This is a genomic window from Lichenicoccus sp., from assembly GCF_965277665.1.
GTDB lineage: Bacteria > Pseudomonadota > Alphaproteobacteria > Acetobacterales > Acetobacteraceae > Lichenicoccus.
Genome location: NZ_OZ255835.1, coordinates 247,925 through 268,561, shown reverse-complemented (window position 1 = coordinate 268,561; position 20,637 = coordinate 247,925). Strand labels below are relative to the sequence as shown.

Below are 20,637 nucleotides of genomic sequence, written 5' to 3'. Positions count from 1 at the left end.
AGCACCGGAGCGCAGAAAAGGCGCGTCGGATCGCCAGCAGCAGGCGTTGGCAGACCGTCTCTCTCAGTAGAGGCCGCCCATGCCTATGTCACCACCACTCGCACGCGGCGGCGCCACCGGACGCGGCGTGGTGCCGGCCAGCACCGCAGGGGGCGCGCCGGCGGGTGCGGCCCCAGGCTGGATCGCGCTGGCCGGCGAGGCGAGCGCCGGGTTCGAGGGATCGATCGAGGTGGTGCTGCGCGATCCGGAAGCACCGGGCAATGCCGCCATCTGGTCCTCCTGGTCCGGCACGTTCTCGGCGCCGGTATCTTGCGCGCCGAGCTGGTCGGAGCCGGTGCCGCTGGCGATCATGCTGCCCAGGCCCGGCTCCTGGCCCGGCTTGAAGCCGTCGATCGCACTGCCCAGGCCCGCATTGTAGCGCACCAGCGTGATGCCGTCGGGCACCCGGAAATCCAGCTTCGGCGTATCGCCCAGCGCCTGCTTCATGAACCGGTTCCAGACCGGGCCCGCGACGTGGCCACCATCCTCCTTCTCGCCGAGGCTGTCCGGGTTGTCGAACCCGATCCAGACCACCGTCAGCAGATCGGGCGAGAAGCCCGCGAACCAGGCATCGTTGAAGTCCTGGCTGGTGCCGGTCTTGCCGGCCAGCGGCCGGTCGATCCCTTCGCCGGCCGGCACGCCGGTGCCCCGCGCGATCACGTCCTGCATCATCCGCACCACCTGGTAGGTGCTGTCGGGATCGGTCACCTGGCGGCGGCTGTCCACCATGACCGGCGGCAGCGACGGATCCACCGCCGACGGCTGCAAAGCGAGGCCCTGCGGCCGCCACACCACATGGCCGTCGCGATCCTGCACGTCGTCGATCAGGCTCGGCAGCACCTCGCGGCCACCCGACGCCATGCAGGCATAGGCGCCGGCTTCGCGCAGCACCGTCGTCTCGACCGCGCCGAGTGCCGCCGGCAGCACCTTCGGCATGGCATCGACCTCGTGCGTATCGATGGCGACCTTGGCCACCGCCGCCATGCCGATATGCGCTGCGAGCCGCACCGTCACCAGGTTGAGGCTCTCCCGCAGCGCGTCATGCAGCGAGGTCGGGCCGCCAAAGGTGAGCTCGTAGTTGTTCGGCCGCCAGTTGCCCTGCACGAACGGCGCGTCCAGGAACTTGTCGGCCGGCGAGATGCCCTGCTCCATCGCGGCGAGATAGACCAGCGGCTTGAACGAGGAGCCGGGCTGGCGCAGCGCCTGGGTGGCGCGGTTGAACTGCGAAGTGTCGAACGACCAGCCGCCGACCATGGCCAGCACGCGGCCGGTCAGCGGGTTCATCGACACCATCGCGCCCTCGACCTCGGGGATTTGCCGGAGCTGGACCCCGGTGGTGCCTTGCACGCCGGTGGCACCGGACACGCCGGTGGCACTTGATACGCCTGTGGCACTTGATACGCCTGTGGCACTGGCCGGCTCGACCATCATCACGTCGCCGTTCCGCGGCAGCCGCTTCTGGCGCATGAAGGCGATGTCGGCCCAGCCGAGCACTCCGGTATGGGTCGCACCCGGCTGGTCGGCGCCGGTCTGGTCGCCGGCGCCCGGCTCGATCCAGCCGACGGTGCCGGTCGCGGCCGACAGCATGACGCCCAGCCGCCATTCCGGCAGCATCCCCGGCGGACGCGGCACCGCGGCCAGCATGGACTGCCAGTCCACCGGCGGCGGCGCGGTCTCGCCACGGCGCACCCGGCGCGGACGCAGTCCGATGCCATCGATGCGGGTGATCGGACCGCGCCAGCTGCCATGCTTGCGGTCGTACCGCATCAGCCCCTCGCGCAGCTCGCGGGTGGCGACGTCCTGCAGGTGCGCATCCAGGCTGGTCTGCACCACCAGGCCGCCCTGCTGGGTCTGGTCGGCGCCGTAGCGGTCGATGAGCTCGCGCCTGACCTCCTCGGAGAACCATTCCGAGCCGGGCACCGGCCCGGGGCGGCGGAAGGATTTCGGGATCAGCGGCTCGGCGCGCGCCGCGTCCGCCGCCGCCCGGGTGATCGCGCCGGTCTCGGCCATGCGCCCCAGCACCCAGTCCCGCCGCGCGGTGGCGGCAGCCGGGTAGCGGTACGGGTTGTAGTTGGTCGGCGATTTCGGCAGCGCGCCGAGAAACGCCGCCTCGGCATCGTCGAGCTGGTCGAGCGGCTTGTTGAAGTAGGTCTGGGCTGCCGAAGCGATGCCGTAGGCGCCGGCGCCGAGATAGATCTCGTTGAGGTAGATCTCGAGGATACGCTCCTTGGTCAGCGTCTGCTCGATGCGCATCGCCAGCAGCGCCTCCTTGGCCTTGCGCTCGAAGCTCACCGTGTTCGAGCCCAGCAGCATGATGCGCGCCACCTGCTGGGTGATGGTCGAGGCGCCGATCGGCCGCCTGTGCGAGTGCATGGTCTGCACGTCGGTGACCGCGGCGCGCAGCATCGCCAGCGGATCGACACCGGCATGGCTCCAGAAATTCTGGTCCTCGGCCGAGATGAAGGCGGACTTCACATTGTCCGGGATCGCCGAGTAGGGCGCAAAGATGCGCCGCTCGGAGGCGAGCTCCGCGATCACCCGGCCATCGCCGGAATAGATCCGGCTCATCACCGGCGGCTGGTAGTCGCGCAGGCCGTCGACGGTGGGCATGTCCGACGAGATGCTCTCGTACTTGCGCCAGATCATGAACGAGCCGGTGCTGACGGCGAGCAGCCCGACCGCCAGGCTGGCGCCCGCCAGCCGACGCACGAAGCGGTAGCGCGGCCGGCGCACCGCCACCCCAGCCGCACGCGGGTTCTCGCCGTGTCGGCGCGGCTCCTGACCAGCTTTGCTCGGATCGTTCATGGCAGGCTCTCTAGCACCGGCGCCGCGTAACGCGAACCCGCCAGCGGAGCCGGCGTTTTGACATAATATCTGGAGTCAATGCCATGGAATGCCGCCTCGACCGGCAGGTCGCCATCGTCACCGGAGCAAGTTCCGGGATCGGCCAGGGTGTGGGCAAGGCGCTGGCCGAGGCCGGCGCCGCGGTCGCCGTCAACTACAATTCGCGGCGCGACCCTGCCGAGGCCCTGGTCCGCGAGATCGAGCAGGGGGGTGGCCGGGCGTTCGCGATCGGCGCCGACGTATCCGACGAGGCCGACGTGACCCGGCTGTTCCGGGAGACCGCGAGCCGCTACGGCGGCATCGATATCGTGGTGGCGAATTCGGGCATGCAGAAGGACGCGCCCAGCGCCTCGATGAGCCTCGCCGACTGGAAGCGCGTGATCGACGTCAACCTGACCGGCCAGTTCCTCACCGCGCGCGAGGCGATCCGCCATTTCGAGGCGCAAGGCGACCGTGGCGTCTCCAGGTCGATCGGCAAGATCCTGTGCATGAGTTCGGTGCATGAGGTGATCCCGTGGGCCGGGCATGTGAACTATGCCGCCTCCAAGGGCGGCATCGCGCTGATGATGCGCACCCTGGCGCAGGAGGTGGCGCCGAAGCGCATCCGGGTGAATGCGATCGCGCCCGGGGCGATCCGGACCGCCATCAACCGGGCGGCGACCGAGGGCGATGCCGGGCGCAAGCTGCTCGACCTGATCCCGTACAAGCGCATCGGGGCGGCCGAGGACATCGCCAACGCGGCGGTCTTCCTTGCCTCGGACCTCTCCGACTACATCGTCGGCGCCACCTTGTTCGTCGATGGCGGCATGACCCTCTACCCGGGCTTCGCGGACAACGGCTGAGAGGCCTGCCGAGGTTGCGCCAGGCTGGGCATCCGACGCGGCTGTCTGCGCCTCCGGTGCTCACGGCCAGATGGCCGCTCCGCTCCGGTTCTCGACATCCACCCCGGGCGGCGCTGCAGGCTGCCTCAGCCTGACACAACCTCGGCAGGCCTCTCCGGATTTACGAAGGGGGCTTGGTCTTCTGCGGTTTCTTCGTGTGGTCGGTGGTGCTGCCGGGGGCGGCGGGGGTGGGGGAGATCTGGTCGTTCTGTATGCCCTTGCTGGTCTTCAGGCGCTGCGACGGGGGGATCTTCGGCGCGGTGGCGGGCGCGCCCTGGGCGAAGGCGGCGGTGCTTACGAGGAGCGACATCAGGGCGGCGGGCAGGCGGCGGTTCGTCTTCATGCCGGGTTAAACCTGAGCCGGCGCCGGAAGTTCTCCGGCTGATCGGGCGCCACTGGTGGCGCCTCTGGCGGCTTGATATGACGCAACCATGAGCCTCCTGCGCAGCACCATCCTCGCCGTTCCCCCGATGCGGCGGCTGCGCGAGGCGCGTGACACCCTGCTCAGGGAGCGCAACGAGCTGGGTGCGAGGCTGGCTGCGCGCGAGCGGCAGCTGCTCGACACGCAGAACATCCTGGCCGCGCAGCGCCATGGCGCCGGTGACGAGCGAGCGCCGCCGGCCTTGCCGCCGCTGCCGGCCGGCAGCCCGTTCGACCACTACAACCACCTGTTCGACCCGCTGGAAGTCATCGCCCGGCATGCGGCGCCGGACCTGCGGCCCTCGCCGCGGCATCTGACCAACTTCCTCGGCGTGCGGATCGACCCGGGCTTTCTCCCATCCGCGCTGGCCGGCCGCGCCGGACAGGTCGAGGGCCTGCCGATCCCGGCCAACTGGCACGCCGACATCGCCGAGTGGGGTGCGGCGCTGCGCGCCGTCGACCTGGCGCGCGACCGGTTCACCATGATCGAGCTTGGCTGCGGCTGGGGCTGCTGGATGAACAATACCGGCGTCGCCGCGCGCCGCGCCGGGCTCGCGGTGCATCTGGTCGGCGCGGAGGGCGACGCGGGCCATATCGGCTTCGCCCGGGCGGCGCTCGCCGAGAACGGCTTCACGCCGGAGCAGATCACCCTGCAGCGCGGCATTGCCGCCCCCGACGCGGGTGTGGCGCTGTTTCCGAGGCAACCGGATGCGGGCCGGCACTGGGGACTGGAGCCGGTGTTCGGCGCGACCGCGCGCCAGCGCCAGGAGGCGGCGCGTTCGGGAAGCCACGACGAGCTGCCGATGGTGGCACTTTCGGACCTGGTGGCGCCGCACGCCCGCATCGACCTGCTGCATATCGACATCCAGGGCGGCGAGGCGGATTTCATCGCCGGCTGCCTGCCGGTGATGCAGCAGAAGATCGCCTATGTTCTAGTCGGCACCCATTCGCGGCAGATCGAGGGCCGCATCATGGACACCCTGCTGCGGGCCGGCTGGCTGCTGGAGATCGAGCGCCCGGCGATCTTCGCGCTGCACGGCGGACAGCCGCGGGTGACCGTCGATGGCGTCCAGGGCTGGCGCAACCCGTCGCTGCTGCCACTCTGACCCCCCCGATGCGCCGCCCCCCAGATGCGCTGCCCCCCTTGATGCGCCGCAGCCCCAACACCGTCCTGATTACCGGTGGCGCAAGCGGCATCGGGCTGGCACTTGCGACACGCCTGGTGCAGTCAGGCAACGTCGTCATTGCCTGCGGGCGCGACCAGGGCAGGCTGGATGCAGCGCGGGCGACCTGTCCCGGACTGCGCACCATCCAGGCAGATGTCGCCACCGATGCCGGGTGCCGCAGCCTGGTCGCTTGCGTCACGCAGGATTTCCCGAAGCTCGACATCCTGGTCAACAATGCCGGCCTGCTGCATCTCAACGATCTGCGCGGAGCGACGCTGACCCGCGAGCTCGAGGCCGAGTTCGCCGTCAACCTGCTGGCACCAGTGGCCCTCGCCAACCTGCTGCTGCCCACGCTGCTGCGGCAGCCCGAGGCCGCGATCGTGAATGTCACCACCGGCTACGTGTTCCTCCCGAGTGCCCGGGCTGCGACCTACAGCGCGACCAAGGCGGGGCTGCACGCGATGACGCAGGCGCTGCGCTTCGACCTCAGGGGGACCCGGGTCCGCGTTATCGAGGTGATGCCGCCTGCCGTCGATACGGCGATGGCGCGTCACTATGGCGGCGCGAAGCTGGCGCCGGCGCAGGTTGCAGACCGGATCGTGCGCGCACTGCAGCGCGGCGACGAGGAGGTGGTGATCGGCGTGTCCCGACTGGGCCGCCTGCTGGCACGCGTCGCCCCTGCCACCGGCTTCGGCCTCATGAACCGCAGCGAGGCGAAGGCGGCGCGACCAGGTCAGCCGTAGCCTGTCATGCCCCCCGGAACATAATCGAGTACGACTGCGAAAGGCTGATGACAGCGCTACCATCCTGGCCTACGGTGCCTGCAACCTCAGCAAGAAGGTTCGGAACATCCATGGATCGTACGAGAAGAAGAGCGGCGCCATTCGTGCTGCTTGGCGCAATGATGCTGCTGCCGCCTGCGGCCCACGCCGACGGCGCGGCGCAGGCCCCGCGCGCGGTGCCTGCGAAGACCTTGCAGGTGCCGACCGCCGACGTGAGCCCCGGGATGCAGAAATTCATCGCCGCCCCGCTTAATCCGGCCTGGAACGACCAGTTCAATACCGGAGCGGCGTGGCGCAAGTTTGCCGACCACCAGGCCATCAAGATCAATGCGACCATCCCGGCCATGATGCAGCGGATGCATGTCACGATGGCACGCTCGACGATCGACGGTGTCCGTGTATACACGGTCACCCCCGACGAGATCGCGCCTGAGAACCGCAACCGGGTGCTCGTGCACGAGCATGGCGGATGCTACGTCCTGTTTCCCGGCGAGACCGGCGCCACCGAGGCGATCATGATGGCCGGGTTCGGCCACATCAAGGTCGTCATGCCCGACTACCGGATGCCGCCGGAGGCGTATTTCCCCGCAGCCCTCGACGACTCCATGACCGTGTACAAGTCGCTGCTGAAAACGATGCGCCCGGCGAATATCGGCATCTTCGGCACCTCGGCCGGTGGCGCCCTGACGCTGGAGATGGTGCTGCGCGCCAAGCAGCTCGGGCTTCCGCTGCCGGGCGCGATTGCGCCGGGCACGCCGATGTCGGATGCGACGATGGTCGGAGACAGCTTCTATACCAACAAGCTTGTCGACAACGTCCTGGTCTCGCCCTCGGGTTTCTGCCAGGCGGCGACGGTCGTGTACGCAAAGGGCCATGACCTGAAGGATCCGCTGCTATCGCCGGTCAATGGCGACATGCACGGCTTCCCGCCGGCGATCCTGACCACCGGAACCCGCGACCTGCTGCTCAGCAACACCGTCAGGGTGCACCGCGCGCTGCATCGCGCCGGGGTCCAGGCGGATCTGGAAGTCTATGAAGGCGAGTCGCACGCGCAGTACCAGTTCGACGACCGCCTGCCCGAGGCCCGCGAAGCCTTCACAGAAATCGCCGCGTTCTTCGACCGGCATCTCGCTAAGTAGCGTGGCAAGTGCCGGCTCTCAGCCAAGCAGACGCCCGATCACCCGGGCGGTGTAGTCCACCACCGGGATGATTCGGCCATAGTTGATCCGAGTCGGCCCGATCACCCCGATCGCGCCGACGATGCGATTGGCCTCGTTGCGCGCCGGCGCCACCACCATCGACACGCCGGACACGCCGAACAGGCCGCTCTCAGCGCCGATGAAGATACGCACCCCGTCGGACTGCTCGGCGAGGTCGAGCAGGCGCAGCATCGTCTCCTGCGTCTCGAGCCGGTCGAACAGCATCTGGATGGTGGAGATACGCGCGATCTGGGTCACGTCCGCCAGCAGGCGCGACTGGCCGCGCACGATCAGCGAGCCGCCCCTGCCTTCGCCGGTCCAGGTGGCGAGTCCGGTCTCGACGACGCCCGCCGAGAGATGGTCGAGCTCGGTGCGGTTGGCGGCCATCTCCTCGGTGACGTGCCGGCGCAGCTCGCCCAGCGAGCGTCCGGTCAGCCGCGCGTTGAGGTAGTTGCCGGCCTCGACCAGGGCGGAGGGCGGCAGCCCGGGCGGCGTCTCGATGACGCGGTTCTCGACCTGGCCGTCCGCGCCGACCAGGACCACCAGCGCCCGGTCATGGCCGAGGGCCACGAACTCGATATGCTTGATCAGGCCGTCGCTCTTGGGCGCCAGCACCAGGCCGGCGGCGGCGGACAGCCCGGACAGCATCGCCGACGCATCGGCCAGCGTGTCCTGCAGCGACCGGCCCCGGCTGTCCAGCGAGCGCATGATGGTGACCCGCTCGTCGTCCGAGAGGCTGCCGAACTGCAGCAGCCCGTCCACGAACAGCCGCAGCCCCTTCTCGGTCGGCAGCCGGCCCGCCGAGGTGTGCGGCGCGAACAGCAGCCCGGCATCGGTCAGGTCGGCCATCACGTTGCGTATGGTGGCGGGCGACAGCGGCAGCGGCAGCCGGCGCGACAAGGTGCGGCTGCCGACCGGATCGCCGGTCTCGACATATTGCTCGACGATCTCGCGCAGGATCGCGGCCGAGCGCGCATCCAGGCTAGGCGGCAAGGTCGGGCGCTGCGGCAGGCTCTTGATCTCCATCATTATCTCTCTACACCGCCCGGGCCCGTCCAGGGACGCAAAGCAAGCGATCTGCCGCCAGCCCTGCATAGAACCGGACATGATCTGGCACGGCAGACCGCCGCGGGCTATGCGATGGCGCACCCGCCAACCTCCGGAGCCATGCCAGATGTCCCGCCTTATGCCCGCTTCCGGGTCTGCCTCCGGCCACGCCGGGCGTCCCTCCGGCCGTGCTCCCGACCAGATCCGCAAAGTCTCGATCGAACCCGGCTTCGCGCATCATGCCGAAGGCTCGGTGCTGATACGCATGGGCGGCACGGAGGTGCTGTGCGCCGCCAGCGTCGAGCCGCGGGTGCCCCCGTTCCTGCGCAACCAGGGCCTGGGCTGGGTCACCGCGGAGTATGGGATGTTGCCGCGCGCGACCCACACGCGCGGGTCGCGCGAGGCAGCAAAGGGCAAGCAGTCCGGCCGCACGCAGGAGATCCAGCGCCTGATCGGCCGGTCGCTGCGCGCCGTGGTGGATCGCAAGGCGCTCGGCGAGATGACCATCACGCTCGATTGCGACGTGCTCAACGCCGATGGCGGCACAAGATGCGCCTCGATCACCGGCGCGTGGGTGGCGCTCAACCTCGCCCTCGCCCGGCTGGTCCGGCAGAAGGTGATCGCCGCGGTGCCGCTGACCGGGCAGGTCGCGGCCATCTCCTGCGGCCTGGTCGGCTCCTGGGGGGCGGCGACCGCGGTCGCCGACCTCGACTATGACGAGGACAGCGCCGCCATCGCCGATGCCAACTTCGTGCTGACCCAGGGCGGCGGCATCGTCGAGATCCAGGCCACCGCCGAGCAGGCGCCGTTCAACGACGTGCAGTTCGGCGACCTGATGCGGCTCGCGCGCCTCGGCACCGAGACCCTGTTCGCCGCCCAGCGCGAGGCGGTCGCGCGCGCCCTGGAGGCGCCTGCCACATGAGCCGACGCCTCGAACGCGGCGACCGCCTGGTGCTGGCGAGCCACAATGCCGGCAAGCTCGCGGAATTCGAGCAGCTGCTGGCCGGCACCGGGGTGGAACTGGTCAGCGCGGCGCGGCTCGGGTTGCCGGAACCCGAGGAGACCGCCGACAGCTTCGCCGGCAATGCCGCACTGAAGGCACACGCCGCCGCCGCCGCGTCCGGCCTGCCGGCGCTGTCCGACGATAGCGGCTTCTGCGTGCGGGCCCTCGTGGGCGCCCCGGGGCTGTACTCGGCGCGCTGGGCCGGCCCCGGACGCGATTTCAGCGTGGCCATGCAGCGTGTGCGTGACGCGGTGGCGGCGAGCGCCGACCCCGCGGACACCCGCGCCTGGTTCATCTCGGTGCTCTGCCTCGCCTGGCCGGACGCCGAGGCACGCAGCTTCGAAGGCCGCATCGACGGCAGCTTTGCGTGGCCGCCACGAGGCGGCAACGGCCATGGCTACGACCCGGTCTTCGTCCCGGACGGCGACACCAGGCGCTTCGCCGAGATGGACGACGCGGAGAAGAACGCCATCAGCCACCGCGCCCGCTCGTTCGCGCTGTTCGCCGCAGGATGCCTGCCGGAGCGCTAGCGCCGGGTCGGCTTCGTCGGCTGGCCCGGGACCGGGGCGGCGGCTGGCAGGTCCTCCTCCAGGATCGTCACATGCATCGCATAGGACACCTCGCCCTCGTCCTCGTCGCGGTGCAGCGTGCCGATGGTCTCCTCCTCGACCGCGACCTCGACCGACATGCCGGCCCGTACGGGCTTGACAACACGGATGCGGTCCGACCCGAGCAGCTTGCGCAGGTAGGCCTGGACACGGGCGATCTCTGAAGCGTTCACGACGGCGGGCACTCCGGGGGTGGGCAGTCACGGGCAGGAGGCGCGGTGTAGGGGGCATCCGGCCTCGCCGCAACAGGCATCCGGCGCTACTCTGTCGCCTCAGGCGACAAGTAGGGCGTGATCGACCTGATCATGCCCTGGCCCTGCACAAGAAAGGATCAGGAACATGTCCGAGGAAGTCGAAGTGGTGGCCATCATTCAAGCCAAGCCCGGACACGAGGGGGCGCTCGAAGCGGCCGGGAAGGCCTGCATCACGCCGACCCGCGCGGAGGCCGGCTGCATCTCCTACGTGCTGACCACCGACCCGACCAAGGCGGGCAAGCTGGTCTTCATCGAGACCTGGCAGAGCAAAGCGGCGCTCGACGCGCACATGCAGACGCCGCACCTGCAGGCGTTCGTCGCGGCGGTCGAGGAGAATGCGGACGGCGGCATTGACCTGAACGTACTGAAGAAGATCGCCTGAGCCTTTTCCGGCATGGCTGACGCGGCGCTCGCCGAGGTGATGCGGGGTGGCCGTATCGAATCCCGGCACGGCGGCGCCGCCGTGGTCACCGACGCCGGCGGCCGGGTCATCCACGCCGCCGGTGACATCGAGGCCGCCGAGTTTCCGCGCTCGGCGGTCAAGGCGATCCTGGCGCTGCCGCTGGTGGAGAACGGCGCCGCTGACCGTCTCGGGCTCGATGATGCTGAACTGGCGCTGTCCTGCGCGTCGCACACCGGCGAGGCACATCATGTCGCCGTCGCGGCCTCGATGCTCCGCAAGGCCGGCCGCACCGACGCCTGCCTGGAGTGCGGCGCGCACTGGCCGACCTCGCGCAGCGCCGCGCAGGCGCTGGCGGCTGCCGGCCGGTTCCCCGGGCCGCTGCACAACAACTGCTCCGGCAAGCATGCCGGCTTCATCTGCGCGGCCGTCGAGGCCGGCGATGATCCTGCCGGCTATGTCGGCCCCGACCATCCGACGATGCGTGCCGCCACGGCGGCACTCGCGGACCTCGTCGGAACGGTGCTCGACGACCGCAACCGGGGGATCGATGGCTGCGGGATCCCGACCTACGCCATCCCCCTGCATGCGCTGGCGACCGGCTTTGCCCGCGTCGGTTGCGGCGCCGGCCTGTCGCCGGACCGCGCCCGGGCCGCGGCCCGGTTGCGGGCGGCGGTGGCATCCGATCCCTTCCTGGTCGCGGGCCGCAACCGGTACGACACCACGATCATGACGCTGCTCGGCGCGCGACTGTTCAGCAAGATCGGCGCGGAAGGCATCGTGGCGGCGGCGATGCCGGAGCTCGGCCTTGGGTTCGCGGTGAAGTGCCGTGACGGCGCCGCGCGCGCCGCCGAGGTGGCGATGACGGCCCTGATCGCGCCGTATCTGGCTCCGGAGGAGCGGGCGGGCGCCGCGTTCCAGGCGCTGCTCAACCCGGTGCTGACCAACTGGAGCGGCACCCGTGTCGGCGAGATCCGGCCGGCTGCGGCCTAGCAGGGTATTGAAAAACCAAGCGCAAGGGCTCTCCCCTTGACCCGCTGGGGGCCCGTCTTGGAGCAGTGGGGGCCCCAAACCCCGATTCTTAACTTAAAGGATTTCAAAGGCTCGCCTTTGATGGGGTCCAGGGGCAACGCCCCTGGCCTTCACTCGTCGCGCAAGGCGTGATGAGTTTCTGGGTTTTTCAGCGGCCTGCTAGAGCAACGTGTCGGCCATCGGAACCGGCTCAGAATCGTTCCGCAATCCCGACCAGGAGTGTCCGGCGCAAGCCGAACTGCGGCGCGCCGACCCCGACGCCGGTTCCGTTGCGGATTTCATAGACGCGGTCGAGCAGGTTGATCACGTCGAGGCGAAATTGCGTTGCGCGCAGCGGCGCCGAATTGAAGGTCTGCACGGCCGCGAGGTTGATCGTGGCGTAGCCCGGCAGCGCCTGGCCGTTCGGGATCGTGCCGTCAGCGCGCAGGCCGCTGCCGACGATCAAGTCTGCCGACAACCTGGCCGGATGGTCGGTCCTGGAGAACGCGGTGTAGGCAGCGCCGCCGGATCCGGTCCAGGTCTGGTTGTGGTCGAGATAGATGAAGTGCTGCGAGATGTAGGCGAGTTCATCGGCCGAGAAGCTGAACTGCGACGAGACGATGTCGCGGCCCACCGCGCGCGACAGCGCGACGTTGGCATAGAGCGAAAGCGGGCCCCGGTCGTAGGTGACGCTCGCCTCGTAGCCATGAACGTCGCCATGCGCGTAGTTGAAGGCGGACAGGATGATCGGCGCCCCGAACTGGCCTTCGTCGATCAGGTTCTGCGCCTCCTTGTAGTAGGCGTCGAGACCGACCTGCAGGCCGGGCACGATGATCTGGGTAATGCCGGCATCGTAGTAGTTGTCGCGTTCCGCCTTGACGATGCTGTCCTGCGTGACCGCTGCCGCGGCGGACGTGCCGTTGAACAGCGCGATGTCCTTGCCGCCGACCAACTCGAATGGCGGCGGGATGAAGTAGCGCGAGTAGCCCGCGTGGATGGTCGTGGTCTGCCACGGCTGCCAGACCACGTTGACGCGCGGGCTGAGCTGGTTCTCGTGGGTGTATTCGTCGACGACGTCAAAGCGGGTCCCGTAGTTGAGGGTCACGTGCGGCAGGATGTGCCACTCGTCCTGCACATAGACGCCGTACAGGCCGCCGGTCTTGCCCTGCCCGTCGAAGATCTGGAACGGCGTGTCGCCGCCGCTGCCGCCGGCCGGCAGCACCGTCGATACCGTGTTCGAGACCAGCCGCTCGCCGGTGATCTGGAGCCCCGCGCGGATCGTGTGCTGGTCGCTCACGCGCCAGCTGGCATCGGTCTGGATCCCGGTGGACAGGACCGACTTCGAGGCGGTCTGCGACACCCCGTCGAACAGCAGATCGCCGAGCGGATCGGGCGTGTAGGAGAGGCTGCTGTAGCGGGTGAACACGGAGCTCTGCAGGTCGAGCGCGCCGATCTCCTTCTGCAGCGAGAGGATGGCGAAATCGGTGATCTCGCGCTGATGCTCGGTGAGGTCGCTGCTGTTGACATGGCTGACGGTGCCGTCGGTGAGGCCGAGGGACGGCGTCTGGCCGGGATTGTTCGGGATCTCGAAGAACTCGTTCGACGCGCCGGCGAGCAGGCTGACCCGGGTATCGGCATCGACCGTCCACGCGATGTGGGCGATGCCATGCGTCTGGTTGCTCAAGTCGTGGATGGGATCGAGGGTGCCGGCCGGGTTCTCGATGCCGACGCGGTCATGCAGGGCATCACCGGTGACGAAGTAGTCGACGTTGCCGACATGGCCGCCATAGGAAAAGGACGGCTGGAAGTCATCGCGCTGGCCGCCATAGAGCGAGATCTCGCCGCCGGGATCGGTGATGCCGCTCTTGGTCGTGATGTCGATGACGGCCGCGGTGTCGAAGCCGTACTGCGCCGGCAGGGCTCCGGTGATCAGCGACAGCGAATGGGCGAAGCGCGTCTGCAGCGCCTGGCCGAACACCGAGAGGCCCTCGGGAAGCTGCACCCCGTCGAGCCGGAACTGCACCTCGTTATGGTCGCCGCGAATATGGATCTGGCCGTAGGAATCCTGTGCCACGCCAGGCGCCTGCAGCAGCACCTGGTTGAGCGGGGTATTGTCACCCTGCGGCAGGGTCTGGAGGCTGGCCCGGCTGAGGCGATAGACGGTCGCTCCCAGATCGGGTTCGAGAGCGCTGCGCGCGCGATCCAGACGCACGGTCACCTGTTCCATGCCCGAAGCCGGGTCGATGGTGTCCGTAGATCGGCTCCGCGACGCTGGAGGCGTGTGGGGCTGGCCACTCTGGGCGGCGGCGCTGGCCGGCACTCCGGCGACGAAGAGCGAACCCAGCATCAGTGCGGACAGCAGGCTCGACCAGCGTGACATGCAAGGTCCTTCCAAGGCGACAGCGGAAGCCAAAAGCAACCGTATAACGTAGCAAAGCTATGTTATACGATATCACTTAAGGCCGTCTGTCCATGCGGCAGGAAGAAAGATTTCAAAGAATCGGGGCCTGGGGCCTCCGGCCCCAGCGGGTCCAGGGCAGAGCCCTGGCCCTTGCCTGACACAAGATCCGCCCGGTCAGCGTCCGGTCAGGATGCGCTCGAACAGCTGCTTCACCGTCGGCACGAAGCCGTTCGAGTAGAACGGATCGCTTGCGAACCGGGTCGCGCTCTGGCCGCCGAACATCAGGTTGTTCTCGGTCGCCTCGACATCCTCGGGGGCTGCATGGCTGATCGATTGCAGGGTCTTCTGGATGCAGAACGAGCGCGGGTCGGCCTTGCGGCCGTTGCTGTAATCGGGCCCGTGCTGGCTCCAGTTCGAGAACCGGCATTCCGACAGGCAGCCCATGCAGGCCACCTGGTCGGCCATGATCTCGGCGGCATGCTCGCGGGTCTCGAACACCAGCGTCGAGTCCGGCGTGCGCAGGGCCTCGGTGAAGCCCTCCGCTTCCCAGGCCTGCACGCGCGCCAGATCGGCCGGTGCCAGATAGACCAGCCGCTTGCGGGCGCCGACCCCGTAGGCCGCCACGTGCGCGCCAAGCGGCTCGCTAGAGAACGCGACCTGACGCTCGGACCGCTCGCGCAGGCCGCGCATGAAGCTGTTGTTCACCGCGGAGGAGTAGAAGCCGGTCGGGCTGAACTTGTTGAGATAGACATCGCCCGGCTTCAGGTGCAGCAGGGTCTGCTTCCAGCTGTCCGGGATCGGACTCTCGCGGGTCAGCAGCGGTCGGGTGCCGAACTGGAACGCGACCGGCCCGAGATCGGGGTTGTCGATCCAGTCCTCCCACTCGTCGAGCCACCAGACGCCGCCCGCCATGATGATCGGGGTGTCGCCGAGACCGAAGGTGCGCATCAGGCGGCGCAGCTCCAGCACGCGCTCATAGGGAGCCTGCGGCCGGGTCGGGTCCTCGCCGTTGGACAGGCCGTTATGGCCGCCGGCGAGCCACGGATCCTCATAGACCACCCCGCCGAGCAGGTCGGCCGCCTTGGAATAGGCCCGCTTCCACAACGCGTTGAAGGCACGCGCCGAGGAGACGATCGGATAGTAGGGCACGCCGAAGCGGGCCGCGATGTCCGACAGCCGGTATGGCATGCCGGCGCCGCAGGTCAGGCCGTTGATCAGCCCCTTCGCCCCCTCGAGCACGCCGGTGATGATGCGTTCGGCAGCACCCATCTCCCACAGGATGTTGGCATGGATGCGTCCCTGGCCGCCGGCGAGCTCGTGCGCCGCCTGCGCCTGGGTGATGCCGCCCGCGATCGCGTAGCTGATGAGCTCCTCGTGACGCTCGCGGCGAGTGCGGCCGTGATAGACCTGCGGGATCACCCGGCCCTGCTCGTCATAGCTGTCGGCGTTGACCACGCTGACGGTGCCGACGCCGCCCGAGGCCGCCCAGTGTCCGGATGAGACTCCGGTCGAGACCGAGACCCCCTTGCCGCCCTCGATCAGCGGCAGGATCTCCTGACCCGCCATCCTGATCGCATTGATCGTCTTCATCACGGCGTGCGCGCTCCGTTCCGGCCCTGCTTCCGGATACTCCGGAAGATTTGTCTTATTCGGTTACAGATCGTGAGGATGGCATAATCTTGCAAGGGAAGGCCAGGGCGCTGCCCTGGACCCGTTGGGGCCCCGCCGCTCAGGAGAGGGGGCCCCAAACCCCGCTCCTTAGCAATGGATTTCAGAGGCGGCGGCGCGCCTGGCCTCTTACGCCGCGTCCTCTGGACGGCGTTCGCGTCCCTTCGAGCCGACGCTTTCGCTGATGTCGGCGCCGGTGGCCTGGTCGACCACGCGCATGGACAGCTTCACCTTGCCGCGGTCGTCGAAGCCCAGCACCTTGACCTTCACCGCGTCGCCCATCGCCACCACGTCGGCGGTCTTGGCGACCCGGCCCTGCGCCAGCTCGCTGATATGCACCAGCCCGTCGCGCGCCCCGAGGAAGTTCACGAAGGCGCCGAAATCGGCCACCTTCACGACCTTGCCATTATAGATCACGCCGACCTCCGGTTCCGCCACGATGCCGCGTATGCGGTCGATCGCCTTCTGCGCCTGCTCGTCGGAGCTGGCCGCGATCTTCACCGTGCCGTCATCGTTGATGTCGATCTTGCAGCCGGTGGTCTCGACGATCTCGCGGATCACCTTGCCGCCGGTGCCGATGATGTCGCGCAGCTTCTCCTTCGGCACATTGATCACGGTGATCTTCGGCGCCGTCGCCGACACGCCGGCGCGGCCCTCGGTCAGCGCTTTGGCCATCTCGCCGAGGATGTGGATGCGACCCTCGCGGGCCTGCTCCAGCGCCACCTGCATGATCTCCGGCGTGATCGAGGTGATCTTGATGTCCATCTGCAGCGAGGTGATGCCAGCCTCGGTGCCGGCCACCTTGAAGTCCATGTCGCCGAGATGATCCTCGTCGCCCAGGATGTCGGAGAGCACCGAATAGCCGCGAGCCTCCTTGATCAGCCCCATCGCGATGCCGGCCACCGGCTGCTTCAGCGGCACGCCGGCATCCATCAGCGCCAGCGAGGTGCCGCAGACCGTCGCCATCGAGGACGAGCCGTTGCTCTCGGTGATCTCGCTGACCACGCGCACGGTGTAGGGGAACGCCTCCTTGCCGGGCAGCAGCGGATGGATGGCGCGCCAGGCCAGCTTGCCATGACCGATCTCGCGTCGGCCGGGCGAGCCCATGCGGCCGGCCTCGCCCACCGAATAGGGCGGGAAGTTGTAGTGCAGCATGAAGTTCGAGCGGTACTCGCCCTCCAGCGCGTCGATCAGCTGCTCGTCCTGGCCGGTGCCGAGCGTGGTGACCACCAGCGCCTGGGTCTCGCCGCGGGTGAACAGCGCGGAGCCGTGCGCGCGCGGCAGGATGCCGACCTCGGCCACGATCGGACGCACCGTGCGCAGGTCACGCCCGTCGATGCGCAGGCCGGTCTCGAGCACGGCACCGCGCACGATGTCGGCCTCCAGCTCCTTGAGCAGCGGCTTGGCCTTGTCGACGTCGAGCCCGGCTTGCTTCAGCGCCTCGTTCACCTGCTTCTTGGCGGCGCCCACGCGCTCGTAGCGGGCCTGCTTGACCCGCTCCTTGTAGGCCTCGCCGATCGAGGCGCGGCCCAGCGTGTCGACGCGGTGGCGGAGCGCCACCAGCTCGGCGTCCGGCTCGGCCAGTGTCCAGGGCGCCTTGGCGGCATGCTCGGCGAGCGCGATGATCGCCTGGATCACCGGCTGGAAGGCAGCGTGGCCGAAGGTGACGGCCCCCAGCATCACCGCCTCGGTGAGTTCGGACGCCTCGCTCTCCACCATCAGCACGCCCTCGGTGGTGCCGGCGAGCACCAGGTCGAGCTGGCCGGCCTTGGTCTCGGCCAGCGTCGGGTTCAGCACGTACTGGCCATCGACATAGCCGACCCGGCAGCCGGCGATCGGACCGAAGAACGGGATGCCCGACAGGGTCAGCGCCGCCGAGCAGCCGATCATCGCCACGATCGCGGGATCGTTCTCGAGGTCATGGCTGAGGACCGTGGCGACCACCTGGACCTCATTCCGAAAATTGTCCGGGAACAGCGGCCGGATCGGGCGGTCGATCAGGCGCGAGTTCAGGATCTCGGCCTCGGACGGCCGACCCTCGCGCTTGAAGAAGCCGCCCGGGATCTTGCCGGCGGCGAACGCCTTTTCCTGGTAGTTCACGGTCAGCGGGAAGAAATCCTGCCCCGGCTTGACGCTCCTGGCGCCGACCGCGGTGCACAGCACGATGGTGTCGCCATACGAGACCATCACCGCGCCGTCGGCCTGACGGGCGATCTTGCCGGTCTCCAGGACCAGCGCGCGGCCGCCCCAGTCAATTTCCTTGCGATAGAAGTCGAACATTGCGTTCCCCTTTCAGTTGTGGCGGGGGACGAAGGACATCAGGCGGAGCGACTGCGGCGTCTCGGACGGCATGGAGCAGCACCCCATGTGGCCTGAAACGCCGGGCGACCCCTGGTCCTTGCTCCCGTGCCGGTAAAATGCCTCCAGGGATGATGACGACATGCAGGGGATGAACCCCGCCTGCCGAAATCATCCCTGGTTGCGGGTTCAAGCGGCGCCTATCGGGCCAGACTCAGCGCCGCAGTCCGAGGCGCCCGATCAGGGTCTCGTAGCGGCCCTGGTTCTTGCGCTTGAGATAGTCGAGCAGGCGCCGCCGGCGGCCGACCAGCATCAGCAGGCCACGACGCGAATGGAAGTCCTTCGCGTGCGTCTTGAGGTGCTCGGTCAGGTTGACGATGCGCTCGCTGAGGATGGCCACCTGCACTTCCGGCGAACCGGTATCGTTGGCGGCATTGGCGTAATCGCCGACAAGCGCCGTCCGGCGCTCGGCTGTAATCGACATCGTGATGCTCCGTGATGCCTGGGTTTTACGCAGGGGGTTAAAGCAGGCGCTCCGGACGCAGCCACCCGTCTTCGAGTCGGCAGAGTCCGATCACGCGCCCCCCGTCCATGGCCCGCGCGATGCCCCCTGCGGGGTTTGCGCTGTCAGGGATCCGGCCCATCATCGTGACCAGACTGATCGCCTGGCCGTGTGAGAGGCTTTCCGCTTCGATCTCGGTCAGGGCCAGCGCCGGGATGTCGGCCAGCGCGGTCGCGACCGGACGCAGAAGCGCCGGTGAGGTGGGCGCGTTGTCCGCTCCCTCGATGATTTTGTCCAGGGAAATCGCGTCCTCGACCAGGAACGGCCCGACCCGCAGCCGGCGCAGCGCCGAGACATGCCCGACGCTGCCGCAGACCCGGGCCAGGTCGCGCGCCAGGCTGCGCATATAGACCCCCTTGCCGGACTGCACCGCGAACACCGCGCGGTCGGCATCCGGCCGCTCGATCAGCTCGAAACGGTCGATCCTGGCCGGGCGCGGCTCCAGCACCGGCGGCCGGCCCTCGCGCGCCATGTCGTAGGCGCGCTCGCCGGCCACCTTGATCGCCGAGAAGATCGGCGGCACCTGCATGATGTCGCCCTGGAAGGAGGCGAGCCCGGCCCGGATCCGCGCATCGTCCGGCCGCAGCTCCGAGGTCTCGATCACCTCCCCGTCGGCATCGTCGGTGTCCCGCGCCTCGCCGAACCGAAGGGTGAAGTGGTACAGCTTGGTGCCGTCCATGATGTACGGCACCGTCTTTGTCGCCGCCCCGAACGCCACCGGCAGCAGTCCGGTCGCCAGCGGGTCAAGCGTGCCGCCATGCCCCGCCTTCTGCGCATCGAAAGCCCGTCGCACGCGGTTCACGACGTCGGTGCTGGTCGGGCCGGACGGCTTGTCGACCAGCAGCCAGCCATCCAGGGCGCGTCCGCGCTTGCGTCGCATGATGTCGGTCAGCCTCGTGCCATGTGCCGCCGCGTTTAGACGAGGCCGCCGCGCGCGGCAAACGAGCGGGTGCTTTACCCCGACCCCGCGCGCGATATGCTGGCCTGCGAGAGAGATCCAGGCGACAGCAGAGCGCCGGAACGGGGGTAGCGGATGAAACGCGTCAAGAAGATCCTGAACGACACCGCCGACATCGTCGCCGAGACCATCGCCGGCCTGGTGCTCGCCTCCGACGGCACCACGCGACTGCTGGACGGGCATGCCGTGCTGCTGCGGCAGCCCTCCGCCAAGCAGAGCGGCCGCCAGGGCAAGGTCGCCCTCCTGGTCGGCGGCGGCAGCGGCCACGAGCCGCTATTCTCCGGTCTGGTCGGCCAGGGCCTCGCGGACGCCGCGGTCTGCGGCAACGTGTTTGCAGCACCCAGCCCGGATGCCATCGCGGCCGCGACCCAGGCCATCGATGACGGCGCCGGCGTGCTCTATGTCTATGGCAACTACGCCGGCGACGTCATGAACTTCGACATGGGGGCCGAGCTTGCCGACGACGCGGCGATCACCGTGCGCACGGTGCGGGTGCGAGACGACGTCGCAGCCGCCCCGCCCGAGCGCCACCACGACCGCCGCGGCATCGCCGGCGACCTGTTCGTGGTCAAGATCGCCGGCAGTGCCTGCGAGAGCAGCGAGACGCTCGACGAGGCCTGGCGCATCGCCGCCAAGGCGGAGGCCAATACCCGCTCGATCGGCGTCGCGGTGTCGGCGGGCTCGATCCCGGAGACCGGCCGGCCGACCTTCGAACTCGGCGACGACGAGATCGAGATCGGCATGGGCGCGCATGGCGAACCCGGGGTGAGCCGGCAGAAGATCGGACCGGCGGATGCCGTCGTCGACCAGATGATGGCAGCCCTCCTTCCCGACCTGCCGTTCAACCGCGGCGACGAGGTGGCGCTGCTGATCAACAATCTCGGCTCCTCGACCATGATGGAGCTGCTGATCGCCAACCGTCGCATACGCCACTGCCTGGACGCGGCCGGGATCGGCGTGCACCGTACCGAGATCGGGCACTTCCTGACCACCCAGGAAATGGCCGGCTACTCGATCACGCTGCTGAAGCTGGACGACGAGCTCAAGCGGCATCTCGACGCCCCGGCCCGCTCGGTCGCCTACAGCAGAGGCTAGC

General features: G+C 68.9%; 18 protein-coding genes. 9 read left to right on the top strand and 9 right to left on the bottom strand.

Annotated features, from left to right (window positions below; translation table 11 throughout):
• Positions 1-63 precede the first annotated feature (63 nt).
• Positions 64-2,844, bottom strand: a complete 2,781-nt coding sequence (locus ACQY4O_RS01220; protein ID WP_428374430.1) for a penicillin-binding protein 1A — start codon at positions 2,842-2,844, stop codon at positions 64-66.
• A gap of 83 nt (positions 2,845-2,927) precedes the next feature.
• Between ACQY4O_RS01220 and ACQY4O_RS01215 the strand changes: the two genes are divergently transcribed.
• Positions 2,928-3,725, top strand: a complete 798-nt coding sequence (locus ACQY4O_RS01215; protein WP_428374429.1) for a glucose 1-dehydrogenase — start codon at positions 2,928-2,930, stop codon at positions 3,723-3,725.
• Between the two features lie 160 nt (positions 3,726-3,885).
• On the opposite strand, the gene ACQY4O_RS01210 is transcribed toward ACQY4O_RS01215, so the two are convergent.
• Complete coding sequence (locus ACQY4O_RS01210) at positions 3,886-4,107, bottom strand: hypothetical protein (RefSeq protein WP_428374428.1); 222 nt, start codon at positions 4,105-4,107, stop codon at positions 3,886-3,888.
• An 88-nt stretch (positions 4,108-4,195) separates the two neighbouring features.
• Between ACQY4O_RS01210 and ACQY4O_RS01205 the strand changes: the two genes are divergently transcribed.
• The 3 genes from ACQY4O_RS01205 to ACQY4O_RS01195 all read left to right on the top strand — a co-directional run bounded on the left by ACQY4O_RS01205 (position 4,196) and on the right by ACQY4O_RS01195 (position 7,271).
• On the top strand, positions 4,196-5,290 hold the full coding sequence (locus tag ACQY4O_RS01205) for a hypothetical protein (protein WP_428374427.1): 1,095 nt from the start codon (positions 4,196-4,198) through the stop codon (positions 5,288-5,290).
• Positions 5,291-5,298: 8 nt separating this feature from the next.
• On the top strand, positions 5,299-6,093 hold the full coding sequence (locus ACQY4O_RS01200) for an SDR family oxidoreductase (protein WP_428374426.1): 795 nt from the start codon (positions 5,299-5,301) through the stop codon (positions 6,091-6,093).
• A 110-nt stretch (positions 6,094-6,203) separates the two neighbouring features.
• Positions 6,204-7,271: an alpha/beta hydrolase fold domain-containing protein gene (locus tag ACQY4O_RS01195; protein ID WP_428374425.1), complete on the top strand. Its 1,068-nt coding sequence runs from the start codon at positions 6,204-6,206 to the stop codon at positions 7,269-7,271.
• 18 nt (positions 7,272-7,289) lie between these two features.
• Here the strand turns inward: ACQY4O_RS01195 and hrcA are convergent, their stop codons facing one another.
• Positions 7,290-8,360, bottom strand: coding sequence for a heat-inducible transcriptional repressor HrcA (gene hrcA / locus ACQY4O_RS01190; RefSeq protein ID WP_428374424.1), 1,071 nt, complete (start codon positions 8,358-8,360; stop codon positions 7,290-7,292).
• A gap of 145 nt (positions 8,361-8,505) precedes the next feature.
• On the opposite strand from hrcA, the gene rph reads away from it, so the two are divergent.
• Both rph and rdgB read left to right on the top strand, forming a co-directional pair.
• A complete protein-coding gene (gene rph / locus ACQY4O_RS01185) occupies positions 8,506-9,300 on the top strand; it encodes a ribonuclease PH (RefSeq protein WP_428374423.1) in 795 nt (264 codons plus the stop codon).
• Positions 9,297-9,911: an RdgB/HAM1 family non-canonical purine NTP pyrophosphatase gene (rdgB, locus tag ACQY4O_RS01180; RefSeq protein ID WP_428374422.1), complete on the top strand. Its 615-nt coding sequence runs from the start codon at positions 9,297-9,299 to the stop codon at positions 9,909-9,911. Before rph ends, rdgB begins: the two co-directional genes overlap by 4 nt.
• On the opposite strand, the gene ACQY4O_RS01175 is transcribed toward rdgB, so the two are convergent.
• Complete coding sequence (locus ACQY4O_RS01175) at positions 9,908-10,174, bottom strand: DUF3126 family protein (RefSeq protein WP_428374421.1); 267 nt, start codon at positions 10,172-10,174, stop codon at positions 9,908-9,910. The genes rdgB and ACQY4O_RS01175 overlap by 4 nt on opposite strands.
• Before the next feature lie 154 nt (positions 10,175-10,328).
• Between ACQY4O_RS01175 and ACQY4O_RS01170 the strand changes: the two genes are divergently transcribed.
• Together ACQY4O_RS01170 and ACQY4O_RS01165 are read left to right on the top strand one after the other, a co-directional pair.
• Positions 10,329-10,625 (top strand): putative quinol monooxygenase, encoded by a 297-nt coding sequence (locus ACQY4O_RS01170; protein WP_428374420.1) that lies wholly within the window; start codon positions 10,329-10,331, stop codon positions 10,623-10,625.
• A gap of 12 nt (positions 10,626-10,637) precedes the next feature.
• On the top strand, positions 10,638-11,636 hold the full coding sequence (locus tag ACQY4O_RS01165; protein WP_428374419.1) for an asparaginase: 999 nt from the start codon (positions 10,638-10,640) through the stop codon (positions 11,634-11,636).
• Between the two features lie 229 nt (positions 11,637-11,865).
• On the opposite strand, the gene ACQY4O_RS01160 is transcribed toward ACQY4O_RS01165, so the two are convergent.
• The 5 genes from ACQY4O_RS01160 to truB all read right to left on the bottom strand — a co-directional run bounded on the left by ACQY4O_RS01160 (position 11,866) and on the right by truB (position 19,463).
• A complete protein-coding gene (locus ACQY4O_RS01160; protein ID WP_428374418.1) occupies positions 11,866-14,034 on the bottom strand; it encodes a TonB-dependent receptor in 2,169 nt (722 codons plus the stop codon).
• 195 nt (positions 14,035-14,229) lie between these two features.
• Positions 14,230-15,645: an NAD(P)H-dependent flavin oxidoreductase gene (locus ACQY4O_RS01155; RefSeq protein ID WP_428374417.1), complete on the bottom strand. Its 1,416-nt coding sequence runs from the start codon at positions 15,643-15,645 to the stop codon at positions 14,230-14,232.
• A gap of 207 nt (positions 15,646-15,852) precedes the next feature.
• Entirely contained in the window at positions 15,853-18,003 is a 2,151-nt protein-coding gene (gene pnp, locus ACQY4O_RS01150) for a polyribonucleotide nucleotidyltransferase (RefSeq protein ID WP_428374416.1), read from the bottom strand.
• A gap of 232 nt (positions 18,004-18,235) precedes the next feature.
• On the bottom strand, positions 18,236-18,505 hold the full coding sequence (gene rpsO, locus ACQY4O_RS01145) for a 30S ribosomal protein S15 (protein ID WP_428374415.1): 270 nt from the start codon (positions 18,503-18,505) through the stop codon (positions 18,236-18,238).
• Positions 18,506-18,542: 37 nt separating this feature from the next.
• Positions 18,543-19,463: a tRNA pseudouridine(55) synthase TruB gene (gene truB / locus ACQY4O_RS01140; protein ID WP_428374414.1), complete on the bottom strand. Its 921-nt coding sequence runs from the start codon at positions 19,461-19,463 to the stop codon at positions 18,543-18,545.
• A gap of 153 nt (positions 19,464-19,616) precedes the next feature.
• On the opposite strand from truB, the gene ACQY4O_RS01135 reads away from it, so the two are divergent.
• Entirely contained in the window at positions 19,617-20,636 is a 1,020-nt protein-coding gene (locus tag ACQY4O_RS01135) for a dihydroxyacetone kinase subunit DhaK (RefSeq protein ID WP_428374413.1), read from the top strand.
• The last annotated feature ends 1 nt before the right edge of the window (position 20,637 follow it).